This is a genomic window from Polaribacter cellanae (assembly GCF_017569185.1).
Taxonomy (GTDB): Bacteria; Bacteroidota; Bacteroidia; order Flavobacteriales; family Flavobacteriaceae; genus Polaribacter; species Polaribacter cellanae.
This window is the reverse complement of sequence record NZ_CP071869.1, coordinates 17913-32618: the sequence shown is the minus strand read 5'-3', so window position 1 is coordinate 32618 and position 14706 is coordinate 17913. Positions and strand designations below refer to the sequence as shown.

Sequence of the window (14706 nt, the reverse complement as noted above, 5' to 3'; positions counted from 1 at the left end):
TGTAAAAATAGGAATCCATAATTAGCTTTCGGATTTATTATAAACTTCTATTTTATAGAATTAGCACAAACAAAAAAGAGATTGCTTTCGCAATCTCTTTTTTATATCAATTTATTTAGAAAATTTACTCTAAAGCACCTAAATAACGTTCTGCATCTAAAGCAGCCATACAACCTGTACCTGCTGCAGTTACTGCTTGTCTGTATTCTTTATCTTGGATATCTCCAGCTGCAAAAACTCCAGGCAAGTTCGTTTTTGTGGTTTTTCCTTTCGTGATTAAATAGCCTGTTTCATCCATATCTAAAACCCCTTTAAACAAATCGGAATTTGGTGTATGCCCAATCGCGATAAAAACTCCAGTTACAGAAATTTCAAAAGTTTCTTTGGTTTGATTATTAATAGCTCTAACACCTTCCACCACATTTGTTCCTAAAACCTCCTCTATTTCTGTGTTGTACAACACTTCAATATTCTTAGTTTTATTTACTCTGTGTTGCATTGCTTTCGATGCTTTCATATAATCTTTACGTACTAAAACAGTAACTTTACTACAAATATTAGCCAAATAAGTAGCTTCTTCTGCTGCTGTATCTCCTGCTCCAACAACTACAACATCTTGTCCTTTGTAGAAAAATCCGTCGCAAGTTGCACAAGCCGAAACTCCACCACCAATTAAACGTTGCTCGCTTTCTAAACCTAAATATTTTGCAGTTGCTCCTGTAGAAATAATTACAGTTTCAGCCTCAATGTGTTTGTTTTCGTCGACAACAATTTTGTGAATTCCACCAATTTCTTCACTTAAATCTACTTTTGTAACCAAACCAAAACGTACTTCTGTTCCAAAACGTTCTGCTTGCTTTTTTAGATCTTCCATCATTGCAGTTCCATCTGTACCCTCTGCATAACCTGGAAAATTATCAACTTCTGTAGTCGTAGTTAATTGACCTCCCATTTGCATTCCTGTGTACATTACTGGCTTCATATCTGCTCTTGCAGCATAAATTGCGGCTGTATAACCTGCAGGTCCTGAACCAATAATTAAGCATTTTATTTTTTCTATATTTTCTGACATAATTAGCATTGAAAAATTTGACTACAAATCTAATTTTTTAGATTTATTTATGCCACTTTTCCTTATGAATAATTATAATTAGTTAATAACAAAAATTGATGGATTGTTTATTGAAGTAATATTTACTTTTTAGAAACAGATTCAACTTCTTTTATAGTAATCATTTTATCATTTTTATTTCCCCAAGAATTGGTAATATAATTCATCACATCTGCAACTTCACCATTATCTAAACCTAACCTTGCCATTCTTCTTTTGTATTGAATTCCATTGACAGTAATCTTACCTCTTAAACCAAATTTTATCGCTCTAATGCTTGCTTCTCTTTTTTCTATTAAATAATCTGATTTCGCCAAGGGTGGATATACTTTTCGTTTTCCTTCTCCATTTGTAGAATGACAAGAAACACACATATCTTCATAAATCTCTTTACCTCTTTTAATACTTTCTGCAAATTTTAAATCCTGATCTACAGCACTATAAAAATCATTTTTAGTTTGAAATGAAAATATTAAAAAATTAAATATAATTACAATTCCTACTTTCTTCATATTAATTAATTACGGATTAATTCTCACAATCCCTACACCTTCAATTCCAGCATACAAATAACCATCTTTTCCTTGTTCTATGGAACGAACTCTTCCTAATTCTTCTAAAATTTTCTCTTCCTTTATCACTTTTCCATTTTTTAAAGCACAAACAGTAATGTATTGAAATTTTAAAGAGCCTACTAATAAATTTCCTTTCCATTTTAGATATTTATCGGAATTTACAAAAGCCATTCCACTAGGCGCAATTGAAGGTGTCCAATAATGCAAAGGTTGCTCCATACCTTCTTTTTTAGTGATTTCTGTGAACTTAGTTCCAGAATAATTAACTCCGTAACTAATTACTGGCCAACCATAATTTTTTCCTTTTTTAATGATATTAATTTCGTCTCCACCTTTTGGACCATGTTCGTGTGACCAAATTTCATTCGTAAACGGGTTTATTTCCATTCCTTGAGGATTCCTGTGTCCATAACTAAAAATTGCCTTTTTAGCATTTTCTTCATTTACAAACGGATTGTCTTTTGGTATAGTTCCATCGTCGTTCAATCTATAAATTTTACCTCCATCTCTGGTGATATCTTGCGGATTTTTATCTCTATTTCCTCTATCTCCTACACTAAAATATACGTAATTTTGTTTATCAAAAACTATTCTTGAACCAAAATGCTGTCCTTTTCTGGTATTAGGTATTGCCTTATACAATACTTTTTTATTTATGAGCTTGTTATTCTTCAATTCAGCACTCATTAAGGTTGTATTTGCTCCTTTTCCTTCTCCTTCAGAAGAAGCGTATGTAAAATAAATTCGATTATTTTTTTTAAAATTTGGGTGCAATTCAATATCCATTAAACCTCCTTGTCCGCGAAGCGTAACTTTTGGCATTCCTTTAATTTCAGTTTTTTTTCCTTTTTTAAAATGAATTAATTGTCCTTCTTTCTCAGTAATTAAAATTGAATTATCTGGCAAAAAGGTAAATCCCCAAGGAATGCTTAGATCTGCAACCACAATTTCGTAGTTCTTATTTTTTGATTCTTGCGAAGAACAAGAAAAAAACAACATTAAAAAACTGATTAATAAGAGATAAGAATATTTCATTTTTATTGAGAATTAAATTAAAAAAATTATTACAATATATAAATATTATTCTATATTTGCAGTCCTTAAATGAGCAATCATTTTTCGGGGTGTAGCGTAGCCCGGTTATCGCGCCTCGTTTGGGACGAGGAGGTCGCAGGTTCGAATCCTGCCACCCCGACAATTTAATTATTAATTAAGTTTAAAACCTTTATAATCTTAAGATTATAAAGGTTTTGTGGTTTTTAGATAATGGTAAAACTTGACTGAATTTAAACAAATAAGTGACCTATTCGATTACTCAATTTAATAAAGCAAAAAAAGTAACCGAATTATATTAATTTAACTTTCGTATTAAATAATTGTTTAACAAATTTAGTGACGATAAATTATGAAAACTTCCATCACTTTCAGTATCCTGTTTTGGCTAAAAATATCTAAAGCTAAAAACGGAAAAGCAATAACATCTCCCTTGGTACGAGTGGAAATTGAGGTTGCAAAATTTATAAACATTTTGAAAAAATTTTGGAATCTAAAACACTAAAAAAACACCTAAAGCGTCGTGAGAAGGAGTTTCTGATGCGTAAAGATGAAATTTTCGCAACCAATCAACCTTTAATTTACCAAACTCTTTTTATTAAAGACCAAGCTTATTACTGCTGAAAGGGTAAGGAACAATAATTCTTAAAGTGAATTTGATGTTTCCTTTGGTAATTCTATGAGAATCTTTAAGAGTAGAGAAACTTTCTTGAAATATGTTTCTCTCTAAATAAGAGCCATTTGTAGTCATTTTTTTTTTATTATCAGGCCTTCTGACAACCAACCCGAAAGCACTGAATTTATTGAGTAAAAACAAAAAATTTAAATGAGAATTCCCAATTTACACTCGTTTGATTTTATTAAAAAATCAAAGTCAATTAAGAATTTGTGAAATAGCTTTTAAAGCAGATTTTAATAACACTAGTTATTTTAATAGACAATTAAAAAAACGGAATTGATAACTCCGAAACAATTCAAAAAATCTTTTTCTAAAAAATAAGTATCCTCTTTTTATCAATTATATTTGTTCTGTATAAACTCAAGTATGATTTTAGAAACAATTTTTGCGAACTACCATATTATAATACTTTTTTTTACAGTCGCTATTTTGTATTCATCTGTAGGTTTTGGTGGTGGATCCAGCTATTTAGCAATTCTTGCTTTAACAGGAGTTGTATTTACACAAATTAGAGCAACTGCTCTTTTTTGTAACATTATAGTGGTTTCTGGAAATGTATTTTTGTTTTATCAGCAGAAAAAAATAGATTTTAAAAAAATACTCCCACTCGTTTTAACGAGTATTCCTTTGGCTTATTTAGGTGGTTTTTTAAAGATTAGTCAGCAATTCTTTTTTATTCTTTTAGGAATTACACTTCTTTTTGCAGCAATAACCATGTGGATTTCTAAACGAATTATTTCTTCCGAAGAAAAAATAAAAAAACAAAACACAGCTAAAAATGCCAGTTTTGGTGGAATTATTGGTTTTATTTCTGGAATGGTTGGTATTGGTGGTGGTATTTTTTTAGCACCTCTTTTACATCTTACAAATTGGGATACTCCTAAAAAAATAGCGGCAACTGCAAGCTTTTTTATTTTAGTGAATTCAATTGCAGGTTTGTTAGGGCAATATTCGAATCCTGATTTTTATGTCGATTGGAACTTGACTTACATCTTATTAATTACCGTTTTTATTGGCGGACAAATTGGAAGCAGGCTTAGCAATACTTACTTTACTCCTATTCAGCTTAAAAAAGCGACTGCTATTTTGATTGCTTTTGTAAGTGTTCGTATTTTAATTAAGTATTTGTTTTAGCTTGTTTTTTTACACGATTTTTTTTTGATACGGATTTTACAGATGGTTGCGCTTTGTATGTTTATTTTTTTTCTAGAAAAAACACAAAGTTTAGTAACTAATAACTGCTACTGAAAACTATGACTGAAACTCCCTACTTTAAAAGTTCCTTCTAAAAAAAGGAATTAAAAAAGACTTCTATTTGCACATCTAAACCATTCCAAATATCTTTGAAACCATCTATAAAAAACCAAGAAAATGTTAGAAAATATCTTTACACTTTTAATGTTGGTAATGTTACAAGCTGTTTTAGGCTTTGATAATTTATTATACATTTCTTTAGAATCTAAAAAAGCACCTCTCGAAGATCAAAAAAGAGTGCGTAAAGTGGGCATATTAATTGCAATTGTACTAAGAATTGTTCTATTATTTTTATTAGTTTCTATAATTGGATATTTCCAAAAACCATTTTCTTTTTTATCTGGAGAAATTGAAGATGTTGTGAAATTCGCTTTTAATGGACATAGTATTATTGTTCTTTTAGGTGGTGGATTTATAATCTACACAGCAATTAAAGAAATTTGGCACATGATTTCCACCAAAGATTTAGAGAATTCTGAAATGGTAGATAAGAAAAGAGGAAAAAGCTCGAATGCAGTAATATTTAGTATCGTTTTAATGAATTTGGTTTTCTCTTTCGATTCAATTTTAGCAGCCATTGGTTTAACAAGTGAGATAGAAAATACAACCACTGCTTTTATAATTATGGCAATAGCAATTGTTGCAAGTGGATTGTTAATGTTGTTTTTAGCAGATAGAATTTCAACATTTTTGGCAAAAAATAGAATGTACGAAGTCCTTGGGTTATTTATTTTATTTATTGTAGGAATAATGCTGGTAACAGAGGGTGGGCATTTAGCACATATAAAATTATTTGGAAACGAAATCGTTCCAATGAGCAAAACTACTTTCTATTTTGTAATTGCAATTTTAGTAATTACTGATATTGTTCAAGGAAGCTATCAAAAGAAATTATTAAAAGAAAAACAGATTTCAGAAAAAAAATAATAACATTCCAATTCTATTACTTTAAAATAGCCTCAATTCTTTAAGGTTATTTTTCTCTATAAGAACATTTTAGGTGTTTAAATATTTTAACATTTTATTAAACAAAATATCAATTTTATATCTTAAATTTGTTATATCAAAAAAAAGTTCAACAGCGCACTTCTGGCTGTGAATTTATACGATAAGTATAATTATTCTAAATAAGAAGTTTTTGGTTGATTGATAGAAGTCGTTACATTTTTAATGTTGCGACTTTTTTTTATAGTATTTCAGCAATACTATCTCTTACTCTTTGTGAGATAATTTGTAAAATTCTTCTATTAATTTCTGATGAATTATTGATGTAGAAATCGAATTCATCTTTAGAAAAGTGCCCAATAATAAAGCCTAATGTGATGTTTTTATAATTGTTATCCGTTTTAAAAACACTTGAAATTCTGCTTCTCCTTTTTAGGTCTGATAAAACAACAAAATCAACTTTCCTTTTTTGAAGATAGTCTTTAAAAGAGTTGATTAATAAAACGTGTTGCATTTTAATAATAGGGCGCAAAGTTTTATTTTGAAACTGCTCTATTTCTGAAGTTCCTTCAATAATTAACCCACTTAAAACTGGTCTTTGTTTAGTCATTTTCTAACAATTCGTCTAATTCTAATTGATAATCGTATTGCAAATCTTCATGCAATTTGTCTATTATTCTTTTAATCATTTTTACCTGAGTTCTAAAAGTATTTTGCAAACGCATACTTCTTTTTATGGAAGGTCTAAATTCTTTCATTTTCTTACAGAAATACAACAATAATTCTACTTCTGTTTCTTTTTTCTTAGAATAACGAATGTGTTTTTTTTATGAATGTCAAAATTTTTCTTGCACCCTTTCGAATGTAGAAGTAATTTTTGGTATTTATTTCTTCAAAAAGAACATTTACCTCTTCTTTTATGGTTTGAATATACATTTCTTCGTTATGCGATTCAAACAATAAATAACCCAACAACTCTTTATTTTCCTTTTTAAACCTTGCTAATTGCAAACACAATTCCCTTAACTCATCTGTAGATTTATGAGCAATTTCGTCTTTTAACTGTTTTATGGTTACAGTTTTCATATAGTTATTTAACTAATTCTAAAGCAACTAAGTATGCACAATGATCGGAAGCAATAGTATCGCAAATAGTTTCTTTCGAAACTATCTTCCATCTATTTCTTGGATAAAATAATACGTAGTCTATCTTTTTAATCGGTTTATTTGATGGAAAAGTTAAAAGTGGATTTTGCTTATTATAAGAAGCTTTCCAAAAAGATTCTAAAATATTTATGGAATTGCTATGAGGAGTATCATTTAAATCTCCTGATAAAATTGTAGGGTATTTGTTATTTCTAAATGTTTTATTAATTGCTTTTGCTTGTAAAACCCTATCTGTATTATCTTTTAAATGATCTAAATGAGTTCCGATAAATGAAATTGTATCGCCAGATTTTAAAACTGTTGTTACTTCTAAAGCAGCTCTTGGCTCATTCTCTTTTGAATAAGGTAAAGCTATATTTCTTGTGGATAAAAAAGAAGATTTAGAAAGCACTCCTTCTCCATATTCTCCTCCATCGTAAAACATGGCTCTTCCAAAAACAGACGCCATTTTAGTACGATAGCCCAACTCTGTTGGCAAATCGTACTTTTTGGCTCTATTGGTTTTAAAATCTACTTCTTGGAGCGAAACAAAATCTGCATCTGCTTTTTTAATAACATTTGCAATAATATCTAAATCGAAACTTCCATTGGTTGTTGCACCATGCAGAATATTAAAACTCAGCACTTTTACAACCACTTTCTTTTCTTCTTTTTTTTGAGCAAAAAGTGTTCCACAAAAAAGAAAAAGAAATAAAAATGATATTATTTTTTTTGTCATTTTTAGTTGTTTTCACTTGGTATTTCTACCATTTCGTTTACATCTTTATCATAATTTACTCCTGGAACTTTAAATCCGAATAAATTATAAAAATCGTTGCTATAGCCCTCTAAATCTCCAATTTCTGATAAATTTTCGGTGGTTGCAGTTTTCCAAAGTTCCATAACTTCTTCTTGCACATCTTCATACATTTCCCAATCGTCGATTCTTATTCTTCCTTTTTCATCTAAAGGAATTTCTTCACCTGTATATAATCTTTCGCTGTACAAACGCTGAATTTGTTCTATACAACCTTCGTGAATTCCTTTTTCTTTCATCACTTTATATAACAAAGAAATATATAAAGGAATTACTGGAATTGCAGAACTCGCTTGCGTTACCAATGCTTTATTTACAGAAACATAGGCTTTTCCTCCAATTGATTTTAATTCGTCTGTAATTTTAAAAGCAGTTGCTTCTAAATGGTCTTTTGCTGCACCAATAGTTCCATTTCTGTAAACTGGTTTAGTTACATCTGGGCCAATGTAAGAATAGGCAACTGTGGTTGCTCCTTCAGAAAGTACGTTTTCTGCTTTTAAAATATCCATCCACATTTTCCAGTCTTCACCACCCATTACTGTTACAGTATTTTCAATATCATCTCCTTCTGCAGGATTTATTGAAATTTCCGATACTTTTCCTGTATGAAAATCTACTGTTTTATTTGTAAAAACCTCTCCAATTGGTTTTAAAACCGATTTGTATCTTTTTCCAGTATCTGGATGTGTTCTTACTGGCGAAGCCAAACTGTAAATTACCAAATCTACTTGACCTAAATCTTGCTTGATTAAATCTACAACTTGTTGTTTTATTTCGTTAGAAAATGCATCTCCATTGATGCTTTTTGCATACAAACCAGCTTTGTGTGCCTCTTTCTCAAAAGCAGCTGTGTTGTAATAGCCTGGTGAACCTGGCCTTCCTTCTGTGGAAGGTTTATCGAAAAACACACCAATTGTTGCTGCGTCAGAACCGAAAGCACTTGTAATTCTACTTGCCAAGCCAAAACCTGTGGAAGCACCAATGACTAATACTTTTTTAGCACCTTCGATTTTTCCTTTCGATTTTACATATTCTATTTGATTTTTTACGTTTTGTGCACAACCTGTTGGATGTGAAGTTAAACAGATAAAGCCTCTTGTTCTTGGTTCTATAATCATTGTTGTTTGTTTTTAATCTCAATAATATTTAGTTAAATAAGATATTTATTATTAGTTCTCGACTGCGCTCGAACAGACACACATTTGTCTCCTCCTCGAGCGCAGTCGAGAGGTTTTACTCTCTAATTAGACTTCAAAAAAAAATTCACATTCTCTTCGATTCTATTTAGTACATTTTCTGTGGAAGCTTTTACAAAAGTTTCTCCAGTAATTTGTTCGTATAATTCTATGTATCTATTTGAAATCTCTGTAATTTTTTCGTCAGACATTTCTGGTATTTGCTGATTTTCCTTTCCTTGAAAACCATTATCTATCAACCATTGTCTTACAAATTCTTTCGACAATTGTTTTTGAGATTCTTCTTTATTTTGTCTTTCTTGATAGCCATCAGCATAAAAATATCTTGAAGAATCTGGTGTATGAATCTCGTCTATTAAAACGATTTTACCATCTTTTGTTTTTCCGAATTCGTATTTAGTATCTACTAAAATCAATCCTCTTTTTGCAGCTATTTCTGTTCCTCTTTGAAACAATTTTTTGGTGTAATCTTCTAAAACTACATAATCTTCTTCCGAAACAATGCTATTTTTTAGAATGTCTTCACGAGAAATATCTTCATCATGTTCGCCATTTTCCGCTTTTGTTGATGGTGTAATTATTGGTTTTGGAAATTTATCATTTTCCTTTAAACCTTCTGGCATTTCAACACCACACAAAACTCTTTTTCCTACTTTATATTCACGAGCAGCATGCCCCGATAAATAACCACGAATTACCATTTCTACTTTAAAAGGTTCACATAAGTGCCCAACTGCAACGTTTTCATCTGGATTTGCAATTAACCAATTTGGCACAACGTCTGCTGTGTCGTTCATCATTTTGGTTGCAATTTGGTTTAATATTTGCCCTTTAAAAGGAATTTGACGTGGTAAAATAACATCGAAAGCAGAAAGCCTGTCTGTTGCAATCATTACCAAAAGTTCGTTATTAATATTGTAAACCTCTCTTACTTTTCCTTTGTAAACAGATTTTTGATTCGGAAACTTAAAATTCGTTTCGTTAATTGTATTCATTATAATGGTTGTGTTGTTTGTTGTTGCAAAAATAGTGATTTAAAAAGTTATTTTTTCTTCTTTTTCAAACGTTTTATTTTGCTTTAAATCCAACTCTTTTTTTCACACTTAGTGCGCAAAAATTTTCCCTTTTAGGGAATTAAAGGAGCTTTCTTTTATTCTGTCTCTATACTTTTATAAGCAGTAATAATTTTCTTTACCAATTTATGCCTTACAACATCTTTATCATCTAAATATACTTGTGCAATTCCATCGATATCTTTTAAAGCCAGTAAAGATTCTTTTAAGCCAGAAACTTGTTTTCTTGGCAAATCTATTTGCCCAGGATCTCCAGTAATTATAAACTTAGCACTTTTACCCATTCTCGTTAAAAACATTTTCATTTGATTGTGGGTTGTATTTTGTGCTTCATCTAAGATTACAAATGCATTGTCTAAAGTTCTACCACGCATAAATGCCAAAGGTGCTATTTGAATTATGCCTTTTTCTAAATGAGATTCTAAACGTTCATGAGGAATCATATCTCTTAAAGCATCATACAAAGGTTGCATATAAGGATCTAATTTCTCTTTTAAATCTCCTGGAAGAAATCCTAAATTTTCTCCAGATTCTACAGCTGGTCTTGTTAAAATAATTCTACGAACTTCTTTTTCTTTCAACGCTTTTACAGCCAAAGCAACTGCTGTGTAAGTTTTCCCTGTTCCTGCAGGCCCAACAGCAAAAAGCATGTCGTTTCTCTCCATCAAAGCAACCATTTTACGCTGATTCTCGGTTTGTGGTTTTATCAATCTTCCACTAACTCCATGTACTAAAACATCTTTTGCTTTTTTGGAAACTGCATTCTTTTCATCGTTTCCAGAGGAAGTTAAAATGCGTTCAATACTATTTTCGTCTAACTTATTATATCTTTTATAATATTTTATGAGTCTTTCGATTCTAATTTCAAATTCATCTAAAAGATCCGATTCTCCATAAATCTTCATTTTGGAGCCACGTGCTACAATTTTAATTTTCGGGAAATATCTTTTAAGCTGTTCTATGGTGCTATTTTGAGCTCCAAAAAACTCTCCAGGATTAATCTCTGTAAGTTCTATAATGCGTTCGTTCAAATGTTTATTTTTTATAGGTTGATGACAATTTTATTTCAACTAAAAATAGCGAATAAAATTGCTAAATTGATTAGATTTGCGTTAAATAGTTAACAACTTTTACACAATTAATTAACAGCAAAATTTTAATGTCTCTAATTACTTTAACTACAGATTTTGGAACCAAAGACCACTTTGTGGGGGCTGTAAAAGGTGCTATTTATTCTGAATTAGAGAATGCGAAAATCGTTGATATAACTCACGAAATAACGCCTTTTAACATTACAGAAACTGCATACATTTTAAAAAATTCTTACAAAAGTTTCCCAAAAGGAACGATACATATTGTGGGAGTTGATTCGGAATTGAGCGAAGAGAACAAACATATTGCTTTGGAGTTGGATGGGCATTTTTTTGTTTGTCCTGATAATGGTTTAATTTCTATGATTGCCTCCGAGATTCATCCAACCAAAATTGTTGAAATAAATATTCACGATCGTATAGAAAGTAGTTTTCCTGTTTTAGATGTTTTTGTTCAAGTTGCTTGTTTTATTGCCAGAGGTGGAAATTTAACTGTAATAGGAAAAGAAATTACAGAATTTAAAAAGTTAGTTGAAATTCAACCAAAAGTAAATCATACACAAAATCAAATAATTGGTGGTGTTATTTATGTGGATAATTATGGAAATGTAATTACAAATATTAGCAAAAAAATGTTTAACGATATTGGTAAAGGAAGAATATTTAAAGTAACTGCAAGACGTTATTCTTTTAATAAAATTTTTACAAAATACAACGAAATAACTAGAAATAGTTCTCCTGAAAACCATCAATATGATGGGCAAAAATTGGCTATTTTTAATGCTGCTGGTCTTTTAGAAATTGCTATTTATAGAAGTAATTTACATACTGTTGGTGGCGCTTCTTCTCTTTTAGGCTTGGAATATAGAGATTCTATTATTATTGAATTCTTTAAAGACTCTACACCTAATTTTTCTCCTTTATCTTAAATTAATTTTATGTTTGTAAGAATCGTAAAAATGAGTTTTCACTCAAAATACATCGAAGAATTTTCGGCTATTTTTGAAGAAAAAAAAGAATTTATTAGAAATTCGAATGGTTGTAAATTATTAGAATTATATCAAGATAAAACAAATCCTGAAATATTTTTTACGTATTCTTATTGGGAAAATGAGCTAGATTTAGAAAATTATAGAAATTCAGAACTTTTTAAATCTGTCTGGGCGAAAACAAAGGTTTTATTTAATGATAAACCTGAAGCTTGGAGTGTAGATAAGAAGGAAAGTCTTCAGTAGGCAGTATTCAGTTGCTGTAAAGCAACATCAGTTTCCATCTCTAAAATAGAGAGGTTATTAACCATCTTTTTAATATTTACTCACCTCAATCAAAATTATTTAAACGTTTTTTATACATTTATTCGCTATGGATTAGTGCATAAGTTTTACTATTCAAAAAATCACAAACGTTTTTGCTCATCTGTTTTACCACTTTTTTCTTTTACAAGATTGCCTCCTAAATGGTAAAGTAATGTAAGTCCAAATCTTCTTGAATCGGGTTTGTCGTTATAACGATAGTCTATAATATCACTTAGTGAGTACGCTTGATAACGGTTGGTATTAAAAATGTCACTTATGGTAAACTGGGCAACGAGATTCTTATTAAAAAATGATTTTTTGATACCGAAATCAACATAACCTGCAGGTTGCGAACTATAGATACCAAGCAATTCAGAGGAAAACCATTTTGCGGAAAGGTTAATTTTATAATCATTTGGCAAGGAGATATCCTGTTGCAACATTAGTGTTGCTGCCCATTTCGATAGCTTTTTTTCACCCGAAAGCTCTGATATAGGATATGTAGTATAACTGATGTCTGAAAAGAAAAGTATATCCCAAAATGGATATAACTTAAAAGGTGTTGATACTGTAAAATCAAAACGATGACGATTGCCAAAATTATCGCTTTGACTCTTAATCGTTGTGCCGTTATTATCTATAGACAGTCTTCGGTTTATGAAATTGAGGCTTTGGTTATAAATAGCAGAAAAAATATACTTGTTTTTCAGACTATAGGTAAGTGAATAAATCCAAGCCAATTCAGGAACCAGATTTGGATTTCCAGAAAAATAAAAATATTGGTCATTGTACCAACGCACAGGGTTTAGATCACTGTAGGATGGGCGGTTAATACGTCTGCTGAGCGAAAAGTCCATTTTATGGTCTTCATTAATAATTTGCCCAATAGAAAGAGATGGAAATAGCTTTGTATATTCCCATTCGTTAGCAATCCTCTCTTTTACTGTGTAACCTTCAGCACGAGTATACTCCAGGCGTAAGCCAGCATCAATTGTTGTTTTGTTAATTTTTTTTGAACCCAACAAATAAGCTGCAGCAATACGTTCTTTATATTTAAAATGATTGCTTAAATCTTTTATTTTAACATATTTTCCCTGCTGAAATGAATCAAATCGATATTGATTATCATTTTCTACCTCGGCATATTTTACACCTGTTTTAATGGAGTATTCTTTAAACGGCAAATCGGCATCGGCTTGAGCAGAAATAATTTCGACGAATCCAGGTTGGTGAGACTTAAGTATATCTGTATTTTGTTTGTTTTGGTTTGCATCATAATTATCGGTTTTCAGTAACCCATCCGAATAATTTCGGTAGGAAGTATAATTGGCATCGGCTGTTATTTTTTTACCCAAAGAATCTATATCAAATGTATAACGGATACTTATCGCATCATAATGATAAGGCTCGATAATATTGTTGTCTGAAAGAATATACGATTGTAACTCCCCCGAATGATCAACCTTATTTACTGTAGAATAATTGAAGCTTTTAAAATCATCAAGATAGCCATGATAGCTTACTCCTAGATTGTGTTTGGGCAAAAACTGCCAATCGGTTCCAAGCCGCCAAGTATAATACTTAATTTTATAAGTTTTTTCATTTTTACGATTGAGACGAAAAGTATTTCTACCTTCATTTATGCTGTTTCCGCTTTTACTTTGAAAAAACTTGTGTGGTGTATTGTAATCAAGAGAACCATACAGGTTTATTTTTTTGGTACGAAGGCTAGCCGATATGTTTTGGTTGGTCATCCAATATTCTCCTTTTGAAAGAGTGGTACGTAAATCTACGGCATAGCCTTTTTTTAATTTTTTTATGGGTATAATATTGATAATTCCCGAATTACCAGCGGCATCAAATTCAGCCGTAGGTGAGGTGATTAGCTCTATCTTATTGATATCTTCTGCACTCATTCCTTTCAATAAATTGGATAGCTGGCTTCCAGATAAATAGGTCATCTTTCCGTCAATCATGACATTGATGCCAGATGCTCCTCTAAACAAGATATTATCGTTTTGATTCACACTTACGCCTGGTAATTTTTTAAGCATATCAAGAGCTGTCTGTCCTGTTGTTAGTGCCGAGTTTTTAAGGTTGAAGGTTAATTTCCCTTTATCTGCTTCTATAAGAGGTACCTTAAAGGTAACGACCACTTCGTCTAATGATTGAGAGTCTTCTTTCAATATTATATTTAAATTTGTTTGGTCTTTTACCTCTTTTTCTTCAGTTGTCATTCCCATATAAGAAAACACCAAGATACTTCCTGCAGAAGTTTTTATAGAATATCTACCGTCCAAATCGGTAAGTGTTCCTTGATTAGTTCCTTTTATAGAAATAGTTACTCCAGGTAGAGCCTGGTTTTCGATGTCTGTTACTATTCCATAGATTTCAAGTTCCTGTGAAAAAATAAAACAAGGAAAAAATCCTAAAAAATACAATAGAGTTGTTTTAATATAAGATGCCATAAT

The 14706-nt window shown here is 30.8% G+C and carries 14 protein-coding genes, 1 tRNA gene and 1 pseudogene; 5 read left to right on the top strand and 11 right to left on the bottom strand.

What is annotated here, in order from left to right:
• Window positions 1-124: 124 nt before the first annotated feature.
• The 3 genes from trxB to J3359_RS00145 all read right to left on the bottom strand — a co-directional run bounded on the left by trxB (window position 125) and on the right by J3359_RS00145 (window position 2721).
• Window positions 125-1072 (bottom strand): thioredoxin-disulfide reductase, encoded by a 948-nt coding sequence (trxB, locus tag J3359_RS00155; protein WP_208078654.1) that lies wholly within the window; start codon window positions 1070-1072, stop codon window positions 125-127.
• 122 nt (window positions 1073-1194) lie between these two features.
• Entirely contained in the window at window positions 1195-1623 is a 429-nt protein-coding gene (locus tag J3359_RS00150) for a c-type cytochrome (protein WP_208078653.1), read from the bottom strand.
• 9 nt (window positions 1624-1632) lie between these two features.
• The gene (locus J3359_RS00145; protein WP_208078652.1) at window positions 1633-2721 is read right to left on the bottom strand and encodes a PQQ-dependent sugar dehydrogenase; all 1089 of its coding nucleotides are present in this window, start codon (window positions 2719-2721) and stop codon (window positions 1633-1635) included.
• Between the two features lie 85 nt (window positions 2722-2806).
• Here J3359_RS00145 and J3359_RS00140 point away from each other — a divergent pair.
• A tRNA-Pro gene (locus tag J3359_RS00140) sits at window positions 2807-2881 on the top strand.
• Between the two features lie 456 nt (window positions 2882-3337).
• Here J3359_RS00140 and J3359_RS00135 read toward each other — a convergent pair.
• A complete protein-coding gene (locus J3359_RS00135) occupies window positions 3338-3490 on the bottom strand; it encodes a hypothetical protein (RefSeq protein ID WP_208078651.1) in 153 nt (50 codons plus the stop codon).
• A gap of 294 nt (window positions 3491-3784) precedes the next feature.
• On the opposite strand from J3359_RS00135, the gene J3359_RS00130 reads away from it, so the two are divergent.
• Both J3359_RS00130 and J3359_RS00125 read left to right on the top strand, forming a co-directional pair.
• On the top strand, window positions 3785-4552 hold the full coding sequence (locus J3359_RS00130) for a sulfite exporter TauE/SafE family protein (protein ID WP_243765961.1): 768 nt from the start codon (window positions 3785-3787) through the stop codon (window positions 4550-4552).
• A gap of 237 nt (window positions 4553-4789) precedes the next feature.
• A complete protein-coding gene (locus tag J3359_RS00125; RefSeq protein WP_208078650.1) occupies window positions 4790-5599 on the top strand; it encodes a TerC family protein in 810 nt (269 codons plus the stop codon).
• A 259-nt stretch (window positions 5600-5858) separates the two neighbouring features.
• Here J3359_RS00125 and J3359_RS00120 read toward each other — a convergent pair whose 3' ends face one another.
• The 6 genes and pseudogenes from J3359_RS00120 to J3359_RS00095 form a co-directional block, all read right to left on the bottom strand.
• Window positions 5859-6227, bottom strand: a complete 369-nt coding sequence (locus tag J3359_RS00120; protein WP_208078649.1) for a glyoxalase — start codon at window positions 6225-6227, stop codon at window positions 5859-5861.
• Window positions 6220-6703, bottom strand: a pseudogene (locus J3359_RS00115) (hypothetical protein). The gene J3359_RS00120 and the pseudogene J3359_RS00115 overlap by 8 nt, the downstream one beginning before the upstream one ends.
• A 4-nt stretch (window positions 6704-6707) precedes the next feature.
• The gene (locus J3359_RS00110; RefSeq protein WP_208078648.1) at window positions 6708-7502 is read right to left on the bottom strand and encodes an endonuclease/exonuclease/phosphatase family protein; all 795 of its coding nucleotides are present in this window, start codon (window positions 7500-7502) and stop codon (window positions 6708-6710) included.
• A 2-nt stretch (window positions 7503-7504) separates the two neighbouring features.
• Window positions 7505-8698: an enoyl-ACP reductase FabV gene (gene fabV, locus J3359_RS00105; protein ID WP_208078647.1), complete on the bottom strand. Its 1194-nt coding sequence runs from the start codon at window positions 8696-8698 to the stop codon at window positions 7505-7507.
• Between the two features lie 122 nt (window positions 8699-8820).
• Entirely contained in the window at window positions 8821-9771 is a 951-nt protein-coding gene (locus J3359_RS00100; RefSeq protein WP_208078646.1) for a phosphoribosylaminoimidazolesuccinocarboxamide synthase, read from the bottom strand.
• Window positions 9772-9926: 155 nt separating this feature from the next.
• Window positions 9927-10880: a PhoH family protein gene (locus J3359_RS00095; RefSeq protein ID WP_208078645.1), complete on the bottom strand. Its 954-nt coding sequence runs from the start codon at window positions 10878-10880 to the stop codon at window positions 9927-9929.
• A 128-nt stretch (window positions 10881-11008) separates the two neighbouring features.
• Between J3359_RS00095 and J3359_RS00090 the strand changes: the two genes are divergently transcribed.
• Together J3359_RS00090 and J3359_RS00085 are read left to right on the top strand one after the other, a co-directional pair.
• Window positions 11009-11869: an SAM hydrolase/SAM-dependent halogenase family protein gene (locus tag J3359_RS00090; protein WP_208078643.1), complete on the top strand. Its 861-nt coding sequence runs from the start codon at window positions 11009-11011 to the stop codon at window positions 11867-11869.
• Window positions 11870-11878: 9 nt separating this feature from the next.
• Window positions 11879-12175: a putative quinol monooxygenase gene (locus J3359_RS00085; protein WP_208078641.1), complete on the top strand. Its 297-nt coding sequence runs from the start codon at window positions 11879-11881 to the stop codon at window positions 12173-12175.
• 161 nt (window positions 12176-12336) lie between these two features.
• Here the strand turns inward: J3359_RS00085 and J3359_RS00080 are convergent, their stop codons facing one another.
• Entirely contained in the window at window positions 12337-14703 is a 2367-nt protein-coding gene (locus J3359_RS00080) for an outer membrane beta-barrel family protein (protein WP_208078639.1), read from the bottom strand.
• Between the last annotated feature and the right edge of the window lie 3 nt (window positions 14704-14706).